Origin of the sequence: Candidatus Sphingomonas phytovorans (assembly GCA_029202385.1) — a bacterium.
Classification (GTDB): domain Bacteria; phylum Pseudomonadota; class Alphaproteobacteria; order Sphingomonadales; family Sphingomonadaceae; genus Sphingomonas; species Sphingomonas phytovorans.
This window is the reverse complement of the sequence record CP119314.1, coordinates 72,643-91,882: the sequence shown is the minus strand read 5'-3', so window position 1 is coordinate 91,882 and position 19,240 is coordinate 72,643. Positions and strand designations below refer to the sequence as shown.

Genomic DNA, 19,240 nt, shown 5'->3' with positions numbered 1-19,240 from the left:
AATCGCATATTCTGCCGAATAAATATTATGACTTTTACTCTTCAGGTCGCAGGTTTCGGAAACTTTCACTCCCGATAAAGCATATTAGGATATGCGAGCATGTCGGCCCAATGCCGGATCGGCATATAATCATGCAGGCCATGGCTGGATTCGCTCCGGCTCGAAGCCGTCATGCGCTCTCCTTGTCGCGGCCAATCGCCGGTCCCGGATCACAGAAATGCTTCGAGCGCCTGCAACAAATCCCGGGGCGCCTCCTCCTGCGGGCTATGCCCGCAGTCGATCGGATGGCCGCTGACATCACGCGCCTTTTCACGCCAGGTGGCGAGCACATCGTATAGTGCACCAACGGTACCGCGGCGGCCCCATAGCGCCAAAAGCGGGACTTCGATCCGGCGATCGCCGTCCTCGGCATCATCCTCCAGATCGATGCCGGCGGCGGCGCGATAGTCCTCGCAGATCGCATGACGCGTGGCGGGGTCGCGATAACAGCGCCGATATTCCGCCAGGACGCGCAGATCGATGGCGCCCTCGACCTTGATCTGCCCGGCCAGATGGCGATCGAGAAAGAAGTCCGGGTCGGCGGCGATCATCCGTTCGGGGAGATCGAAGGGCTGGATCAGGAAGAACCACCAGAAATAGCGTGTCGCGAACTCCTTGTCGGTGCGATCGTACATCGTCGCGGTCGGCGCGATGTCGATCAGGACGAGGCGGGTAACCTGTCCGGGATGGTCCAGCGCCATGCGGTGCGCGACGCGTGCGCCGCGGTCGTGACCAACCACGGCGAAGTGGTAAAAACCCAGCGAGCGCATCACCGCGACCTGGTCAGCGGCCATCGTCCTTTTCGAATAGGTCGCGTGATTGCCGCCACCCGGCGGCTTTGCACTGTCGCCATAGCCGCGCAGATCCGTCGCGACCACGGTGAAGCGCTCGGCGAGTGCCGGCGCGACCTTGTGCCAGGTGAGATGGGTCTGCGGATGCCCGTGCAACAGCAGCAGCGGTGGCCCCGAACCGCCGATCGCCGCTCGGATGCGAACTCCTTCCACGTCGATGTCTTGCCAGCGGAACCCCGGCATCAGGGCCGGATACCCGATGATGTCGCTCATCGGGCCGCCGCCTCGACCAGCCAGGGATGTTCAGCGAAATAGGCCTGCTGAAAGGAATGAATTTCCGCCGCGTGAGTCAGCGTGTCGCCGATGCGATCCAGCCCGAGGAGCAGCGCACGCCGAACCTCGGGGTCGATCTCGAAATCGATCGATATTTCCCCGGCCACGATCGTCCGCTTTTCCAGGTCGATGGAAATCAGGCCGGTGTCGTTGGGCAGACAGGCCGCGAGCGACGCGATCCCAATCGGATCGAGCACGATCAGCAGCAGCCCGTTATTGGCGGCGTTGTCTGCAAATATGCCGGCAAAGCCAGTGCCGATGATGGCCCGTATTCCATATTGCAACATCCCCCACACGGCATGCTCGCGCGACGAGCCGCAGCCGAAATTCGGTCCGACCAGCAGGAAACGGGTATCCGCCATGTCAGCGCGATGCAGCAGGAACTCGGGACGCCGCCGGCCTTCCACATCGAACCGCAGATCGTGGAACAGGCCCAGGGCCAGACCGGTACGGTCGATTCCCTTCAGAAATGCCTTTGGCATGATCACGTCGGTGTCGATGTTCGCCGCCGGCATCGCCGCGATACGTCCGGTGAGCTGGGTGAAGCACTCCATCACAATGCCTCCAGCGGTGAAAAGCGTCGCACATCGGCAAGCTTGCCGGTAATCGCCGCAGCCGCCACCATTGCCGGGCTCATCAGATGGGTTCGGCCGCCAATGCCTTGCCGCCCCTCGAAATTGCGATTCGTGCTCGACGCGCAACGTTCACCGGGCGCCAGCATGTCATCATTCATCGCCAGACAAAGCGAGCATCCCGACTGCCGCCACTCGAAACCGGCATCGATGAAGATCCGGTCCAGGCCCTCGGCTTCCGCCTCGCGGCGCACGGTGCTGCTGCCCGGCGAGATCATGGCGCGGACCCCTGGCGCGACCCTCCGTCCGTTGAGGATGCGCGCGGCATCGCGCAGGTCAGTGATCCGGGCATTCGTGCAGGAACCGATAAAGGCCCGGTCAATCGATACATCCTCCAGCGGCATGTGCGGCGCCAACCCCATATAGGCGATGGCGCGTGCGGCATCCGCCCGGCGGTCGATCGGCAAATCATCGGGATGGGGCACCCGATCGCCGATCGCCAAGGCCTGATCCGGGCTTGTTCCCCAACTCACCATGGGCGGGATATCCTCGGCGCGCAGCGCGACTTCGGCGTCGAAATGCGCCGCCGCGTCAGTCGCCAACGCCACCCATTGTTCGCGCGCGCGCTCCAGCATCGCCGCCGGCGGCGTGCGCGGACGCCCCGAGATATAGTCGAATACCTTGCCGTCGGGCGCCATCAACGCCACCCGGGCCCCACATTCCACCGCCATGTTGCACATGGTCATCCGCCCCTCGACCCCCAGGCCGCGAATGGCCTCGCCGGCGAACTCCAGCGCATAGCCAGCGGCTCCGCCCGCCCCGATCAGGCGGATGACCGCCATCACCGCATCCTTTGCCGTCACCCCCGTCGGAAGCTGCCCATTAATCGTCACACGCATATTCTTCAGCCGGTGATGAATCAGTGTCTGCGTCGCCAGCAGATGCTCGATGTCCGAGGTGCCGATGCCGAACCCGACGGCCCCGAACGCGCCATAGGTCGTGGTGTGGCTATCCCCGGCGGCGATCACCAGCCCGGGCAGAACCCAACCGAGATCGGGCAAGACCACATGTTCGATCCCCTGCCGGGGATGCAGCACGTCGTAGATCTCGATGCCGAAATCGCGGCCATTCTGCACAAAATAATCGATCTGCCGCTGCGCGCCGCCATCGCTGCTGCCAGCGCCGCGCACTGGGTCGGTCGAATTGACATGATCAACGACCCCCAAGGCGGCTTCAGGCCGCCACAGCCGCCGTCCGGCATCGCGCAGTCCGCTGAACGCCTGCGGACTGGTATATTCGTTCAGCACCGTGCGATCGACATACAGGAGCATCCGTTCGCCGGCGCCCACGGCTTCGCCCAGGGACAAGATCCGATGCCGATCGATGATCTTGTCGTAGAGCGTTCGCGACGCTGGCATATCATTCCCTCTTGGCGGTTTGCGAAAGCGCGACTTACAGTGCGCGCGACGTCCGTTACCAATGCCGGGAAATCATCAAATCATGCGATCTGCGCGGTAATATGGACACGATGTGGCTCGAGGACTTCATCACGCTTGCCGACGAGATGAACTTCTCGCGGGCGGCGGAAGTGCGCAACATGACTCAGCCCGCCTTCAGCCGGCGGATCCGCGCGCTTGAAGATTGGATCGGTGCGACATTGGTGGATCGCGATACGCACCGCATCGCGCTGACCGAAGCGGGTTTCGCCTTTCGCGGCGTTGCCGAGGAAATTCTGCGCAGGCTGTCGCTCGGTCGCGATCAGGTCCGTGAAATCGGGGGCGCGCAAGTCAGCGAATTGCGGTTCGCGTCCACGCACGCGCTCTCCGTGACCTTCTTCCCATCCTGGTTTCGAGGCCTGGAGGACGGATGGGATGTGGGCACCGTCACGCTCGTTGCCGATCATATGACCGCGTGCGAGCGCTTCATGCTCGAGGGCAAGGCCGATCTTCTTCTGTGCCATCATCATCCGGCCGCATCCCACCGCCTCGATCCTTCGGGTTTTTCATCGCTTCATCTGGGTGACGATGTGCTGTTGCCTGTTTCCGCCGCGGCATCCGATGGCACTCCGATTCATCGCCTGCCGGGCACGGATGCCAATCCGCTGCCTTATCTCGAGTTCGAGGAACGGTCAGGCATGGGCCGGATCATACAGGCGGCGAAGGTGGCCGGCAGCGGGATCACCGCGCTGCAGCCGGTCTTCAGGTCGCACATGGCCAGCGTCCTGCTGACCATGGCGCGCGATGGACGCGGCATCAGCTGGACTCCACTGAGCCTGGCGGAAGCCGACCTCAAGGAAGGACGGCTGGCCTTGGCCGGCGACGATCGATGGCATATCCCGATCGAGATACGGATATTCAGGCCGCGCGCGAGACGGAGCCAAAGAGTCGAGGCGTTCTGGAATATGCTGAAAGCGCGAAGCGCATAACCGGGGCCGGGCGGGACCTGTCGCTACCCAGCCCTATTTTGCCCGCGGCCTGTACTCCAGCACCTGTGTCGAAGCAGCAGCCGCCCGCACATCGTCGGGATTCATGACGATCTTCTTCAATTCGTTGGTCTCGTGCATCATGGTCTGGTCCGACAGATGCGGGTTGCCGACCCCGCGCGGGTCGACGAACAGACTTTGCCCCCCCGCGTCCACCACCGAATAGAGTGCGGGATGATCGGGGTTGAGCTCCATCAACCCCACCCAGCCCTCGCCACCATTGTGCGGCGCCATCGTCGGCCCGATGCGAAGGATGGCGGACAGACGGTTCGACGGGTTGTCATCATCGGGAAGTTCGGGACGATCAGCCCTCTTTGCGGCTGGATCATAATATTTCCAGAAAACCGGCATCCGCCATTCGGTCATCGGTTTGCCGGGAAATTGCGGTTTGACCTGTCCGACCGTCGCCTTGATCGTCTCGATCAGCACCGCGTTGCGATCGCGGCCGTGGAAATAATCGAAGATAAGAGGGGCACCGGCCTTGTCACCCTGGAACGCGCGCAACAAGAGGCTGGTCTGATATCGCAGGTAGCGGCCCTCGTCGACCTTGCTCCACCAATTGTCGATATCCTTGCCGAAAACGATGGCGGGCGCGACGTTCAGCCATGTCCGGAACAGGGTCAGTCCGGGATTGTCATATTGATGGTCGGCATCGAGATCTTCGTAGAGGCCATTATAGCTCAGCATGAGCTCGCCTGCCTGCTTCACCTCCGGGTCATCGCTGGCAGCGATCGCGGCGCGAATATAGGGGGCAAAGAACGCCGGTGTCGTCTGCGTCCGGTCCTGCGCCCCCATGGCATTGAAAATCTTGCGGTTGAACTCCCGCATGTCCAGCAGCGTGATCGCGTTGTTCGAAGCGGCGAGCTGATTGCCGAGCCAGGTCCGGAACGTCGCACCGATGCGGGCGTCATTCCCTTCCATCGACCAGCTCGTCGCCTTGCTGTTCCAGCTATGGATATAGCTCTGGCGAGGGTTGAGCATGTGCGGCCGCTCCTGCGGCGTCAGGAAACCGGCCCATTCATACTCGCCGGTGCCCGGCGTCGGCAGGCGCGGATCCGCGCCGGGCGCCAGCTTCGGCAAATTGCCGGCTTCCCAGAACGCGATCTGGCCGTCTTCGCCACCATAGCAGATGCCCAGATTCCAGCCGACGCGATCCACGCCCTTGGTTTCGAAATCGGACAAGCTCTTCGCCCGTGCCATTTCGACGATCCCGACCCAGTTATCCAGTTCCTTGCCCCGCAGCCCGAAACGGTGGGAATAGGCGACGCCATGTTCCGCGTCCCAGTTCACGACCGGGCCATGGATCGTCCGGGCGACCTCATATGTGATCGGTTCGCCGCCCTTGACCAGAATGGTCTCGATCCGATGCTCCATGGTCTGCCAGGCGCCCTTGAACCAATATTGATATCGGTTCGCCGGGTTCAGGCGTTCGGCGAAAATCGTGTTCGCCTGCGCCACGCCGGAGGTCAGCAGCCAGCCATGCTGCACGCCACGCCCCATGAGCGGAGGCCCCCAGCCGCTGGAGCTGAAACCGGCACTATCGAACCCGCCGCCATTGAGATGGATTTCGGGCCCATCGGCAGTGGCTTCCATCATCAGCACATGACCGCTCGCCGATTTTTTCGGGCCGACGACCAGGCAACGACTGGCTTCCCTGGGCAGTTCGGATGGAACCGTCGCGATATGTCGCAGCGATCGGAGATCGACCGCGCCTGCCTGTAACGGCAAAGGGGTCGCGACGGGTATTGGCCGGGCCGGCGCGAGATCCTCCCCCTTGGGTATCGCGGTGGGTGAATCAGGGTCCGAAATCGGCACGACGTCGTCAAAAATCTGACGCCCGATCTTTTCGCCATAACGGCTTGTCATCGCGTTCAGAAACTGGAGATTTTGCAATTCGTAGCTGTCGCGCCCATTCGGAACGGACGCGATATAGGCGAGATAGTCGATCAGGCTCCACGGCGTCGGCTTGATGCCCCAATGGATGAACTCCAGCGGCATCTTGTGCTCCGGGTCAGCGTTGACCTCGGCGATCGCGCGATTGACCCCATCGACAAATGCCTGGATCATCTGCTGATGCTCGACCGGAATTGCCCGGTACATGCGCATCAACTCGGCACTGGAAAGCTGCCGATCACGGGCGGTCTTGTCCGAGTCGATTGCTGTCTTGCCCAGGACCTCGGCGCGCCGGCCGGTCGCGCCACGCCGGGCGAGCTCCATCGCCCCGAGCCGGTCCTGCGCTTCGACATAGCCCGCGCCAAACATGATTTCCGCAGAAGTCCTGGCGAAGACGTGCGGCACGCCTTTCGCGTCCCGGTAGATCGTTACCTTCTGCTCCGCGCCATCGGTATTTGCCGGTTGGCGCTGGGCATCGACTGCCGGGGCAAGGAACAGGGCGGCAAGAAGAGCAGGGCTCTTGCCGCTCAAGGTCACGAAATTCGCCAGTCGCATGGTGCGCCCTTCAGCAGGATGTTTTCGAAAGAAACCGTTCGGCAAGCGTCGCCCACAAGGCGGCGCCCACAGGTGCGACCGTGTCGTTGAATTCATAATGCGCGTTGTGCAGCATCACCGCGCCGGCCCCCTGGTCGCCGTTGCCGATCAGCAGGAAACAGCCCGGTTTCTCTTCCAGATACCGTGCAAAATCCTCGCCCCCCATCGTGGGTTCGTCGAGATCGATGAAGCCCTCTTCACCGACGAGCGAGATGGCAATCTCACGGACGCGTGCGAACATATCGGGCGGATTGTGCATCGCGGGATAGCCTCGTTCATAGGCCAGCTCAGCATGAGCCCCGAAGGTCGACGCGACGCTGGCCACGATTTCCTCCAGCCGCGACTGCACGATGTCCTGCGTCGCCTTGGACAAGGTGCGGACGGTTCCCGCCAATGCGGCAGTTTCTGGAATCACGTTGAACGCAGTGCCCGCCGCCACCTTGCAGACCGACAATACGGCGCTGTCGAGCGGATTGATCGCGCGCGACACAATGCTTTGCAGCGCGATCACCATGTGGGAAGCGACCAGCACCGGGTCGACCGCGAGATGCGGGCGAGCGGCATGACCGCCGCGACCGGTAATGACGATCTCGAAACGATCGGCCGCCGCGTACATTGGCCCCGCCCGACCGGCCAGCTTGCCGGCAGCCAGACCGGGCCGATTATGAATGCCGAAAATGGCCTGCATCGGGAAACGATCGAACAGACCGTCCCGGATCATGGCGCTGGCGCCGCCGTCGCGGTCGCCGTCCGCTCCCGAATAACCGAGCGCTTCCTCGGCGGGCTGGAAGATGAAATGAACCGCGCCATCGAAATTACGCGTTTCGGCAAGATATTTGACGGCGCCCAGCAGCATCGTGGTGTGCCCGTCATGGCCGCACGCATGCATGACCCCCGGGACGACCGACGCATGATCCGATGCGCGTAGTTCCGTCATCGGCAGCGCATCGATGTCGGCGCGGATGCCGATCGCGCGATCCGACTGCCCGGCGCGCACTGTAGCGACGATGCCGGTTCCGCCGATGCCGGTATGGATCTCTTCGATCCCGAACGCGCGCAGCTTCTCGATGATGAACGCGGCCGTGCCGTGCTCCTGAAAGCCAAGCTCGGGATGCCGATGGAGATGTTGGCGCCAGCTAGCCAGTTCCGGCTCAAGAATGGAAAGATCGATGGTCAAAGCCTTGCCTCGTCGACAATGATTTGGTGGGTGCGGACGACTATCACGCCACGACGGGCGCGCCTGCTCGTTTTTCCGGCTGACGCGCTGCTATCGGCATCGCCAGTCCCGACACGACACCCGCCACGCTGGCCGCCATCAACCACCATGCCGGCACCAGCGGGTCGCCTGTTATCTTGAGCATCCATGCGATCAGAAATTGCGCACTTCCGCCGAAGATCGACACGGCAAGCGTATAGGTCAGCGCATAGCCCAGGCTGCGACGGTCGCGACGGAATCCTTCCGCCAGGCAGACGTTGGCGGGCGCGGTGCACAGCGCGTAGAGCGTGGTCAGGATGAAGGCGCCCGTCGCAAGCGTCGTGAACGACGGATATCGCGTGATCTGAACGAAGATCGGGTAGATGAGCAGCAGCAGGGCGATCCGGGGCCAGACGATCAACGGCCGCCGGCCCAGTCGATCGGAAAGCCAGCCACCCAGCAATCCGAACACGAACAGGCAAGACCCGGTAATGGCCGTGGTGGTAAAGGCGGTGACGGTATCAAGCTTCAATATGCTGACGGTATAGGTGTTGAAATATTGCAGCGTGTAGTTGGTGATGGTCCCCGAAAGGATCAGGACCAGGCCGGCGATGACGACCCGGGCGAATGGCAAATCTTCGCTTTCCAGTTCGGAAGTGGGGCCTTGGTGAAGCGTTTCCGGAATGATCCGGCGCAAATAGAAACCGATCGGCAGCAGGATGGCGCCGAGCAGGATCGCGATGCGCCATCCCCAGTCCGTTACGGCACTGGCCGGCAGCATCCAGGATATGACAAGCCCGACAATCCCTGCGGAAAGCACCGCGACACCCTGGCTTGCGATTTGCCATGCGCCATAGGCACCTCGGCGATCGGCGGGAGCAGCCTCGATCAGCAAGGCGGTCGTGGGGCCGACTTCGCCGCCGAGTGCAAACCCCTGAACGAGGCGCGCCAGCACGACGATGATCGCACTCCCGATGCCCAGCACTGAAGCCGGCGGCGTCAACCCGATAACCAGAAGCGCCCCGCCCATCAGGGAGAAGCTGAGCAGCATGGCGGGCTTGCGGCCAGCCCGGTCGCCGTAGCGGCCGATGACCGCGGCCCCCAACGGCCTTGCGAGAAACCCCACGGCGAACGCCGCCAGGGCCGCGAGCAGGCCATCCGATTTGCCCGCGAACAGGCTGGCCCCGATCTGGGGGGCAAAGAACAGGAAGATCGTGAAGTCGTAAAACTCGAGCGTATTGCCTGCGACCAGGCCGACAAGATGGGACGTTTTCAGATTGTTCTTAGCTGGCTGGTCGAAACCCAGTCCCATTGTGTGTCTCCCCTGCCGGCTCGACGGGCCGCTCTACTCACACTCTCCAAAAACTGCCTTGCTTGTGCCAATGCCCATTCGACATAGATATATTCTCGTCGTGGAACGACGAGGTTTACCGGGATTGGTGCACATCCCTGCTCAGACCAGGCTGCCGCCGCCATCTACCCGCACGATCTGGCCCGTCACATAAGTAGCACGCATCAAGTAGAGATAGGCCTCGGCAGCCTCCTCTACCGTTCCGCCGCGTGGCAGTGGCAAGTTGACCGTGAAGCTGCTGATCGCGGCGTCGCCCAAGGCCAGCACTGGCTCGCTCATGATCAGGCCCAGGCAGACGGCGTTGACACGAACGGGAGCCAGATCACGAGCGAGGCCCATTGCCAGGCCCTCCGTTGTGTTGGCCGAGGCGGTCACCAGCGGAGCGCCCGGCATCGGCCGGTGTGCCAGCATGCCGCCAGTCAACGTAATCGAACCGGCGCTGGCGATATGCCGCATCGCATGTTTGGCGACACGCGCGGCGCCCCAGAACCTTACCTCCATCCGCGCTTTGCTGGTGTCGATGTCGAGCTCTCGAGTGGGGCCGAACATGTGGCCCCAATCGCCTGCCGTAAAAACCAGATGGTCGAACCGGCCAGCGACGTCGAAGAAAGCGGCGACCGAGCCCTCATCCTTCACGTCCACGGCCCGGCCCGTAGCCCCGTGCCCGAGCTTCTCAGCCGCCGCTTGGATGCGCGGCGCCTGGCTAGAGCCGACCACCACCTCGGCGCCAGCCGCCAGCGCCGCTGCCGCCACTGCAAAGCCGACACCAGAGGCACCGCCGATCACTATGACCTTCGTACCGCTCAACTCTGCCATTTTCCAAGTTCCTCATATGATCAGATTCGACAATGCATCCAATGGGCGGGCTCAATAGACGGCCCATGGCAACCCACCTCGCAGGTGCGGCCGCGATCAACGGTCGCCTCAAGGATTATGGGGACGGATCAACCGGCTTCGGCCATCCACTGGACCGCGTCCTCGCCTGCCGCGATCCGCAAGGGGGCGGTCGGATCGGTGGCGGCCCGCCAGACCGCCTTCGCCACATCGACCGCATGGGTGACGGGGCCCGTGTCCTCGCGGAAATGGGCGATCATGCCCTCGATCAGGGGCTTGTAGTCGGGATTGTCGAGCCCGCGCAGGTGCGGCATCGCATTCTCGCCGAAGCTGGTCTCGGGCGAACGACCCGGCAGAACAATGTGCACGCGCACGCCGAACGGCTCGACCTCGACCGCCAGCGATTCCGTGAGCGCATTCACCGCTGCCTTGCTGGCGCGGTAAACGCTGACCAACGGCAACGGCCGCAACGTAGCGGTGGACGTGACATTGATGATCGTCCCGCTGCGACGTTCGCGGAACCTGGGCAGAACCGCCTGCACCGTCGCCAGCGTGCCGAGCATGTTGGTTTCGAACAGTTGCCGCGCGGTTTCGGGCTCGATCAGTTCGATCGGAACTGCGGCGCCGAACCCGGCATTGTTGACCAGGACGTCGATCTCACCAGCCTCGCCAAACGCGCTGGCGACGCTGGCGGGATCGGTAACGTCGAGCGGGAGGATCGTGAGGTTGTCGGAAGCAGGGAGGAGATCGCGCTTTGGATTGCGCATCGTGGCGACGACCTTCCACCCCTTTTCGAGGAACAACCTGGCGGTCTCGAGGCCGAACCCCGAGGAGCAGCCGGTGATGAGAACGGTGGGCATGGAGAAACTCCGGATGATTGCTGGTGCGCTGGAGATAGCCATGGCCTGCAAGACCTTCTATGCTCCATAATCTCGAATCAATTGGCGATAGTCCTGATATGGCCACCGATCCGCTCGCCGAGATCGTCACTCTGCTGCAACCCTCGGCCAGCTTCTCCAAGCAGGTCGACTATGCCGGGCGCTGGCGCATCAACCGCGACGTTGAGGGCAAGCCCGTATATTTCGCGGTCCTGGAGGGCCAATGTCGCGTGGTCGCCGCTGGCCGCCCGCCGATCACCGTCCATGCCGGTGATTTCGTGTTGTCGCCATCGACCAGCGACCAGGTGATCGAGAGCATCGACGCACCCCCGCACGGGATCGACATGGCGCCGGCGGAGGTCGGGCCCGGCCGGTTTCGGGTCGGCGCGGCGAACGAGCCGGTCAATCTCAGGATGCAGGTCGGATTATGCAGCTTCGCTTCGCCTGACGCTGCGTTGCTCGTATCGCTTCTCCCCGCAATGGTCGTGGCCCGCGGCGAGCCACGGCTCGCGCAATTGCTTCAGCTGGTCGGCGACGAGACGCGCCAATCGCGGCCGGGGCGCGAGCTGGTGCTGGAACGGCTGCTCGAGGTGCTGCTGATCGAGGCGCTTCGGTGCGGCACGGACATCGCAGCGGTGCCGAGCGTCGCGCGCGGACTGTCGGACGATCGCCTGGTAGGTGCCTTGCGCGCCATGCATGCGCGTCCCGCGCACAACTGGACCGTCGCCGCCCTGGCCGCCGAGGCAGCGATGTCGCGTTCAGCCTTCTTCGCGCGGTTCAGCCGTGTCGTCGGGCTTCCACCGATGGAATATCTGCTCTCATGGCGCATGGCGCTCGCCAAGCGTCTGCTGCGCGGCCGCGAGGTCGCGATCCATCATGTCGCGGCGCAGGTGGGTTATGGGTCGGCCAGCACGTTTAGCACCGCCTTCACCCGCCATGTCGGAACGCCGCCGATGCGATACGCTCGGGCAGCGCTCATCGGGTGAGCCAGGCAGTTGTTACGCACGACCTCCCGCCTCGAAGAAGATCGAGCGAACGGCAGTTTGGGAATCACGCAATCGGCATTGCACGACTATAAAGGCGCGCTGCCAACCGTCCGCCCGCTCCCAGCCACGAAACGCCATTCCTTCGAGCCCGCTGATGTTGCTGGTGCTACACGCGCTTGAAAGGTTTCGGCCAGCCAGCCATCTGCTGCGTTGTTCAACCTCGGAAGGCCATTAGGAAAACTGCATGACGACGATCACCGAAGCCGTGCCCGAAACCCGTTCATTCGAAGCGGATGTCGCCAAGCTGCTGCACCTGATGGTGCATTCGGTCTATTCGGACAAAGATGTCTTCCTGCGTGAGCTGATCTCGAACGCAGCCGATGCATGTGAAAAGCTGCGCTACGAGGGACTTAGCAACGCGAGCCTCCTCGGCGAGGATGGGCAGCCCCGCATCACCGTGACGCTCGATCCCGACAACCGGCGGTTCACGATCGAGGACAATGGCATCGGCATGAGCGAGGAAGAGCTTGCCGATTCGCTCGGCACCATCGCGCGGTCCGGCACCAAGGCGTTCATGGACAAGATTGCCGGCGCGAAGGAAGCAGAAGACAGTCACCTCATCGGCCAGTTCGGCGTCGGATTCTATTCGGCCTTCATGGTCGCCGATCAGGTCGAGGTGATCTCGCGGCGCGCGGGCGCCGATACGGCCGCATCATGGTCGTCCGATGGCCTAGGCACCTACACGATTCAGCCGGTCGATCCAGCGGACGCGCCGGGGCGCGGCACACGCGTGCTGCTGCACCTCAAGGAGGAGGCATCCGGCTATACCGAGAGCTTGACGATCGAGCGCACCATCAAGACCCAGTCGGGCCACGTGCCGGTGCCGATCTTCCTCAAGGACAGGCCCGACGCGGAGCCGAAGCAGATCGCCGACGGCGCCGCGCTCTGGACCAGGCCAAAGACCGAGGTCACGGCTGAGGAATATAAGGATTTCTACCGCAGCGCCGCCGGCCAGTTCGACGAACCCGCGTTGACGCTCCACTATCGTGCCGAGGGGCTGCACGAATATTCCGTGCTGGCCTTCGTACCCGAGACCAAGCCGTTCGATCTGTTCGATCCCGATCGCGCCGGTCGGATGAAACTCTACGTCCGGCGGGTCTTCATCACCGACGACGCACAGATTCTGCCCCGCTATCTCCGTTTCGTGCGCGGCCTGGTCGATTCCAACGATCTACCCCTCAACGTGTCGCGCGAGATGATCCAGGAGAGTCCGGTCCTCGCCGCGATACAGAAAGGCATCTCCAACCGCGTGCTGTCGGAACTGGACAAGCTCACGACCGGCGACACCGAGCGCTATCTGAAGATCTGGGACAATTTCGGCCCGGTGCTGAAAGAGGGCCTCTACGAGGATTATACCCGACGCGAGGCGCTGCTGGGCCTCGCCCGTTTCAAGACCACCGCGCCGGGCAGCGAATGGCGCTCGCTCAAGGACTATGAGGCCGGTCTGAAGGAGAACCAGACGGCCATCTACTACGCCACCGGGACTGACCTCGACCGTCTTGCCGCCTCACCCCAACTTGAAGGCTTTCGCGCCCGCGGGATCGAGGTGCTGCTGCTCACTGACCAGGTCGATAGTTTCTGGGTTACATCCGGCCTCGACTATGAGGGCAAGCCGTTCAAATCGGTGACCCAAGGCCTTGCCGACCTTAGCCTGATCCCGCTCGCTGATGGCGAACAACCCGCGGTAGCTGCTTCGGATGCGGTCAACGGATTCATCGCCTTCGTGAAGGAGACCCTGGGTGATGCGGTCTCCGACGTTCGTGTGTCCGATCGCCTCATCGAGAGCGCGGCCTGCCTTGTCGCGCCGGAACATGGGATGGACCGGCAACTCGAAAAGCTGCTTGCCGGCGCTGGCCGGCTCGATACTGCGGCAAAGCCAGTGCTTGAGATCAATCCGCACCATGCTCTCGTTGAGAAACTGGGCGCGGTCGACGGCAGTGACGAGGTCATCCGTGCGGACGCAGCGCATCTTCTCTTCGACGAGGCCCGGATCGCTGACGGCGAGTTGCCTGTCGATCCGCGTGCCTTCTCCGCTCGGCTGATGCGATTGCTGGAGCGTGGAATAGGCTGAGCTCGAGATCAGCGTAGCGCGGGAGCTTTGACGGCTTCCGCGCCATCGCATTTGCCGACTCCCAGCCCGTCCGGGGCCAGCTCCCTGGCTTGGTCAGGGGCCTATATACCTATATAGGCTTCTTGATTTTGGCTGGCCAGCGCAGCCTCGAAAGCCGCCCTGGATTCTGCGACCAGCGCCGGAAGGGCGGCTGGGTCGATGAAAGCGTCCGCCTTACCGGCCTCGCGGCGCGCCTCCCGATCGAGCACGTCCGCCATTTCGGGATGACTGGTCAGGAGAATGTCCGCCCGCATCGCCGCGAGCTTCGCGAACGTCGCACGATAATCGCTGACAATCCCGGGATAGGCGCGGTTCCCGACAAGGGTATTGCCAGCAACCGTGATGCTGCACAGGAACAGGACGCGGCGCGGCCTGCCACCATCCCGGATCCTCATGCTCCAGCTCGTGCAACCCGGCGTATGCCCCGGGGTGAGATGCGCCGTCAGCATCGTGCCGCCCAGGCGGATCACCTGTCCGTCCCGGACGATCCCGTCCACCTTCACCGGTGGAAATCGCCTGACGCCATAATTGGTGTCACCGCGAGGCATGCCGTGCTCAAGCGCCCATCGATCCCCGGCGCTGGCCAGGAAACGCGCTCCCGTATCCCGCTTGATCTGCGCCAGCGCCCCGACGTGATCGTCATGGGCGTGATCGCTGATCAGCAGCCTGACATGGTGAAGCGGGACACCCAGGCTTTGGATATTGCGTTCGACCAGCGCGGCGTTCTCGGCGAGGGTCCCGTCCAGCAGAACCGCACCCTGCGTGGTGACGATGAGATAGGCCGCCAGGCCCTTCGTCCCGACATAATAGATGTCGCCCGCGATACGGAAAGGTTTGACCGGGGCAGACCATTCCGGCGGGTCAGCCGCCAGGGCCGGCGACGCAGCCACCGAGACAATGATCGCGGCAAGCATCTGGAGTCCCACGCGAAACCTGTAGCCGATTTTCATTCCGCAAGCCTCCCTGGCGCGTTCTCGGGGAGACTTGACCCCAAAAACCTGAGCGGAACAAAAGATCAAAATTTGGCCGGAGCATGAATAAATCTAGGGATCTGCGGGCTTTCGAGCCATCCACCCGGATCTGTCGGTCATTGAACGACGCCCGCTAGGCGGCCAACGCCCGGCCGACCAGTTGAAAGAAGGCGCGTCCGTCAGTGCGGTGTGCGCCGGCCCATTCGGGGTGCCACTGCACTGCCAGCACGGGCGCGCCATTGGGGCGGGCCGAAAAGGCCTCGATCAGCCCGTCTTCGTCAGCATGCGCTTCCACCGCCAGACCGCCGCCGAGTCGCTCGATACCCTGGCGATGCACCGAATTCACCGTCAGCCGCGCCACGCCGGTCGCGCCGGCGAGCATGCCGTCGGGGCTGAGCGTCACCATATGGTCGTGGGCGAACAGCGCGTCGAACGGAACCTCGTCGCCCAGATGGTGGCCCGTGAGATCACGGGTCAGGGTGCCACCGAACAGCACGTTCAGTTCCTGCAGACCCCGACAAATCCCGAAGACCGGCCTGCCCGCTTCGATCATCCGACCGGCCAGTGCGAACGCAACCTCGTCGCGTTCCTCGTCAAGCGGCGTTTCGTCGGACCAATGCCCGCCGTAACGCCGCGATGCGACATTGGATCTCGACCCGGTCAGCAAGAGGCCATCAAGCCGCTGCGCCAGCGCCGGGGCGTCAAGCACGTCGATCAGCGCAGGCACCAGCACCACCGTGGCGCCGGAGATCTGCGCGAGCGGCTGGATGAACCGGCTCGCCACGGCCTGCACCGGACGCTCCGCGATCTCGTTGCAGCAGAGCACACCGATCAGCGGCTTCATAAGTCACGCTCCCCGAATCGAGGGAGATCGGCGAAGCGCGAAAGGGCGCGCTCCCTGTCCCGGCTTTCGCACCGACCCGATCGCACCATATTCGGCGTGGAGGGCAGTTGGGCCTTCACGACAGCGGTCAGTCCGCCGGCTCGGGCTGTGGCACGGTGCGCAGATAGGGCGTGTGCTCGGTCCAGCCATCGGGGAACAGCGCGCGCGCCTCCTCGGTGCCGAGCGACGGCAGAATGATCACGTCGTCGCCCTGCTTCCAGTCGGCGGGCGTGGCGACCTTGCTTCGGTCGGTGAGCTGGAGACTGTCGATCGTGCGCAGGATCTCGTCGAAATTGCGCCCCGTCGAGGCCGGATAGGTCAGCGTCAGCCGGACCCGCTTCGCCTGATCGATCACGAACACGCTGCGCACCGTGGCCGTGTCCGACGCATTGGGATGGATGAGCCCGAGAAGATCCGCGACGCGACGGTCGACATCGGCGATCAGCGGGAAGTTGAGCGCCGTGCCTTGAGTCCGTTCGATATCCTTCGCCCACTCGATATGCCGGTCGACCGGATCGACCGACAGGCCGATCACCTTGACCCCGCGCTTGTCGAACTCTGGCTTGAGCCTGGCGACCGCGCCCAGTTCGGTGGTGCAGACCGGGGTGAAATCCTTGGGATGCGAGAAGAGCACGACCCAGTCGTTGCCGGCCCAGCGGTAGAAGTCGAGCGGCCCCTCAGTCGATTCCTGGGTGAAATTGGGGATGGTGTCGAAGAGCTTGAGGGACATGACTATTCCTCCGTTGCTTGGGGTTCAGGCCGGTACGAGACTTGTGTCCGCCTCCCCGCGGAACCGTTCCAGATCGAGGATGCCGGCACGCTTCGCCACGATCGTGGGGACCAGTGCCTGGCCGGCGACGTTGACCGCGGTCCGGCCCATGTCGAGAATAGGGTCGATCGCGAGCAACAGGCCCACCCCTTCAAGCGGCAGATGCAGCGTCGACAGAGTGAGGGTCAGCATCACCGTGGCGCCGGTGAGTCCGGCGGTGGCCGCCGAACCGATGACCGAAACGAACGCGATCAGTCCATAATCGGTGAGGCTCAGCGGCACCCCGTAAAACTGCGCGACGAAGATCGCCGAGATCGCCGGATAGATTGCCGCGCACCCGTCCATCTTCGTGGTGGCGCCAAGCGGCACTGCGAACGCCGCATAGGCGCGCGGCACGCCCAGCGCCTGTTCCGTCACTTCCTCCGTCACCGGCAGCGTGCCGACCGACGAGCGCGAGACGAAACCCAGCTGGATCGCCGGCCATGCCCCGGCGAAGAAGCGCAGCGGGTTCAGGCCATTCACCGCCAGCAGGAGCGGATAGACGACCAGCAGGACGAGGCCGAGGCCGATATAGATCGCTGCCGCGAACGATCCGAGCGCTGACAGCGCGTCCCAGCCATAGCGGATGACCGCGTCGCCGATCAGCGCGGCGCTGCCGATCGGCGTCAGCGCGATCACCCAGCGCAGCAGGCGGCGGAAGATCGAGAGCGCCGAGGCATTGAACGCGAGGAAGCTTTCACCGGGCGCCCCCACCCGAACCGCCGCCGCGCCGATCGCGATGGCGGCAACGATGATCTGCAGGATGTTGAACGACAACGCGGTCTTCGCCACCCCCGCATCGATGCTGGTGGACGCCGACAGCCCCAGGAAATTCGCCGGCACGAGCCCCTTGAGGAAATCGAGCCAGGAACCGCTCCCCGATGGCGCCCTGGCTGATGCTGCGTCGACACCGGCATGAAGGCCAGGCTGAATCACCAGGCCGAGCACGATACCGATCAGCACCGCGATCAGCGCGGTCACCGCGAACCAGGCGAGCGTCCGCGTGACCAGTCGGGCGGCATTCTCCAGATCCCGAAGCGCGGCGATCGATGCGACGATCGCGGTGAAGACCAGAGGCGGCACCAGCGCCTTGAGCAGTTGCACGAAAATCTGGCCGAGCGTGTGCAACGTTTCGCCGATCCCGGCGGCGGCGGCGCCGCTCACACCGGCACGAACGATCAGGCCAAGCGCCAGCCCGGCTGCCATGCCCAGCAGCACCTGCCCGCCAAAACCCAGCCGGCCATTGCCGCCAGCGCCAGACCTATCACCTCTTGCCGTCTCAGACACGATACTCAACCGACCAATTACAGGGACCGGGCTCACGATATCCCACTAGATTAGTAGATAAACAAATAAATGCTTCGGCGGCGCGAGATGAAGGTTGTTCCACTGCTCCCGTCGTACACGAGGCCGGCCCGCCTTGTGCGTTCAATGCCCGCGGCACGGCCCGGCCAGGACCAGCGCGGGCTCGGCCGCGGTCGCGCTCGCCTCCTCGGTCGGCAGGAAATCGGGCACTGAGAGATAGCGCTCGCCCGTGTCATAGGCGAAGCCCAGAATGCGCGCGCCGGCCAGTTCGGGAAGCTTGCGGGCGATGGCGGCGAGGGTCGCCCCCGAGCTCAGCCCAACGAGCAGCCCTTCCTCACGCGCCGCCCGGCGCGCGAATATCCGCGCCTCCTCAGCGCTCACCTGGATCACCCCGTCGAGCATGTCGGCATGGAGATTGGTGGGAATGAAACCCGCGCCGATGCCCTGGATGGGGTGAGCGCCCGGCCGTCCACCCGAGATTACCGGGGAGAGCTCGGGCTCGACGGCGAAGACCTGCAGGCCCTGCCATTCCATCTTCAGCGTCTCGGCAAGCGCTGTGATGTGGCCACCGGTGCCGACGCCGGTGATGATCGCGTCGACCGGGTCGTCCCGGAAATCGGCGAAGACCTCCTGCGCGGTAGTATGGACATGCGCATCGATATTGGCGGGATTGTCGAACTGCTGGGGCATCCAGGCCCCGGGCGTCTCCCGCACCAGTTCGAACGCGCGCTCGATGGCGCCCTTCATGCCCTTTTCGCGCGGCGTGAGATCGAAGGTCGCGCCATAGGCCAGCATCAGCCGGCGCCGTTCAAGCGACATGCTCTCAGGCATGACAAGGGTCAGCCGATAGCCCTTGACCGCGGCAACCAGCGCCAGGCCGACCCCGGTATTGCCGCTGGTCGGCTCGATAATCGTGCCTCCCGGACGCAGAAGCCCCTTGCGCTCGGCGGCCTCGATCATCGCCAGCGCGATGCGGTCCTTCATCGAGCCGCCCGGGTTCGAGCGCTCGGACTTGATCCACACTTCAGCGTCCGGGAACAACCGCTGCAGCCTGACATGCGGCGTGTTCCCGATGGTTTCGAGGATGCTGTTGGCCTTCATATGCGACTCCACTGATCGGGCCGAGCTTATATCCTATCGAATTGATGGACAATA

15 protein-coding genes and 1 pseudogene are annotated in these 19,240 nt (G+C 63.7%); 3 read left to right on the top strand and 13 right to left on the bottom strand.

The window, feature by feature from the left end:
- Positions 1-209 precede the first annotated feature (209 nt).
- Genes P0Y59_00390 through leuC form a run of 3 tightly spaced genes read right to left on the bottom strand, consistent with a single transcriptional unit; the run spans position 210 to position 3,153 of the window.
- Positions 210-1,103 carry an alpha/beta hydrolase gene (locus tag P0Y59_00390; GenBank protein WEK00194.1) on the bottom strand — a complete coding sequence of 298 codons (894 nt, stop codon included), beginning with the start codon at positions 1,101-1,103 and terminating at the stop codon, positions 210-212.
- Positions 1,100-1,717: a 3-isopropylmalate dehydratase small subunit gene (gene leuD / locus P0Y59_00385; GenBank protein WEK00193.1), complete on the bottom strand. Its 618-nt coding sequence runs from the start codon at positions 1,715-1,717 to the stop codon at positions 1,100-1,102. Before leuD ends, P0Y59_00390 begins: the two co-directional genes overlap by 4 nt.
- Positions 1,717-3,153, bottom strand: a complete 1,437-nt coding sequence (gene leuC, locus P0Y59_00380; protein WEK00192.1) for a 3-isopropylmalate dehydratase large subunit — start codon at positions 3,151-3,153, stop codon at positions 1,717-1,719. Before leuC ends, leuD begins: the two co-directional genes overlap by 1 nt.
- 101 nt (positions 3,154-3,254) lie before the next feature.
- On the opposite strand from leuC, the gene P0Y59_00375 reads away from it, so the two are divergent.
- Positions 3,255-4,160, top strand: a complete 906-nt coding sequence (locus P0Y59_00375; protein WEK00191.1) for a LysR substrate-binding domain-containing protein — start codon at positions 3,255-3,257, stop codon at positions 4,158-4,160.
- A gap of 33 nt (positions 4,161-4,193) precedes the next feature.
- On the opposite strand, the gene P0Y59_00370 is transcribed toward P0Y59_00375, so the two are convergent.
- The 5 genes from P0Y59_00370 to P0Y59_00350 all read right to left on the bottom strand — a co-directional run bounded on the left by P0Y59_00370 (position 4,194) and on the right by P0Y59_00350 (position 10,944).
- On the bottom strand, positions 4,194-6,665 hold the full coding sequence (locus tag P0Y59_00370) for a penicillin acylase family protein (GenBank protein ID WEK00190.1): 2,472 nt from the start codon (positions 6,663-6,665) through the stop codon (positions 4,194-4,196).
- Between the two features lie 10 nt (positions 6,666-6,675).
- Positions 6,676-7,881 carry a M20 family metallopeptidase gene (locus P0Y59_00365; GenBank protein WEK00189.1) on the bottom strand — a complete coding sequence of 402 codons (1,206 nt, stop codon included), beginning with the start codon at positions 7,879-7,881 and terminating at the stop codon, positions 6,676-6,678.
- 43 nt (positions 7,882-7,924) lie between these two features.
- The gene (locus P0Y59_00360; protein WEK00188.1) at positions 7,925-9,211 is read right to left on the bottom strand and encodes an MFS transporter; all 1,287 of its coding nucleotides are present in this window, start codon (positions 9,209-9,211) and stop codon (positions 7,925-7,927) included.
- A gap of 141 nt (positions 9,212-9,352) precedes the next feature.
- Entirely contained in the window at positions 9,353-10,066 is a 714-nt protein-coding gene (locus P0Y59_00355; GenBank protein WEK00187.1) for an SDR family oxidoreductase, read from the bottom strand.
- A gap of 128 nt (positions 10,067-10,194) precedes the next feature.
- Positions 10,195-10,944, bottom strand: a complete 750-nt coding sequence (locus P0Y59_00350) for an SDR family oxidoreductase (protein ID WEK00186.1) — start codon at positions 10,942-10,944, stop codon at positions 10,195-10,197.
- Positions 10,945-11,042: 98 nt separating this feature from the next.
- Between P0Y59_00350 and P0Y59_00345 the strand changes: the two genes are divergently transcribed.
- Positions 11,043-11,948, top strand: a complete 906-nt coding sequence (locus tag P0Y59_00345) for an AraC family transcriptional regulator (protein WEK00185.1) — start codon at positions 11,043-11,045, stop codon at positions 11,946-11,948.
- Positions 11,949-12,192: 244 nt separating this feature from the next.
- Entirely contained in the window at positions 12,193-14,079 is a 1,887-nt protein-coding gene (htpG, locus tag P0Y59_00340; protein ID WEK00184.1) for a molecular chaperone HtpG, read from the top strand.
- Between the two features lie 101 nt (positions 14,080-14,180).
- Here htpG and bla read toward each other — a convergent pair whose 3' ends face one another.
- The 5 genes and pseudogenes from bla to cysK all read right to left on the bottom strand — a co-directional run bounded on the left by bla (position 14,181) and on the right by cysK (position 19,186).
- Positions 14,181-15,068 carry a subclass B3 metallo-beta-lactamase gene (bla, locus tag P0Y59_00335; GenBank protein ID WEK00183.1) on the bottom strand — a complete coding sequence of 296 codons (888 nt, stop codon included), beginning with the start codon at positions 15,066-15,068 and terminating at the stop codon, positions 14,181-14,183.
- A gap of 154 nt (positions 15,069-15,222) precedes the next feature.
- On the bottom strand, positions 15,223-15,933 hold the full coding sequence (locus P0Y59_00330) for a gamma-glutamyl-gamma-aminobutyrate hydrolase family protein (GenBank protein ID WEK00182.1): 711 nt from the start codon (positions 15,931-15,933) through the stop codon (positions 15,223-15,225).
- A 127-nt stretch (positions 15,934-16,060) separates the two neighbouring features.
- Complete coding sequence (locus P0Y59_00325; GenBank protein WEK00181.1) at positions 16,061-16,702, bottom strand: peroxiredoxin; 642 nt, start codon at positions 16,700-16,702, stop codon at positions 16,061-16,063.
- A gap of 24 nt (positions 16,703-16,726) precedes the next feature.
- Positions 16,727-18,067: a dicarboxylate/amino acid:cation symporter gene (locus tag P0Y59_00320; GenBank protein WEK02454.1), complete on the bottom strand. Its 1,341-nt coding sequence runs from the start codon at positions 18,065-18,067 to the stop codon at positions 16,727-16,729.
- 210 nt (positions 18,068-18,277) lie between these two features.
- Positions 18,278-19,186: pseudogene (cysK, locus tag P0Y59_00315) on the bottom strand (cysteine synthase A).
- Positions 19,187-19,240 lie beyond the last annotated feature (54 nt).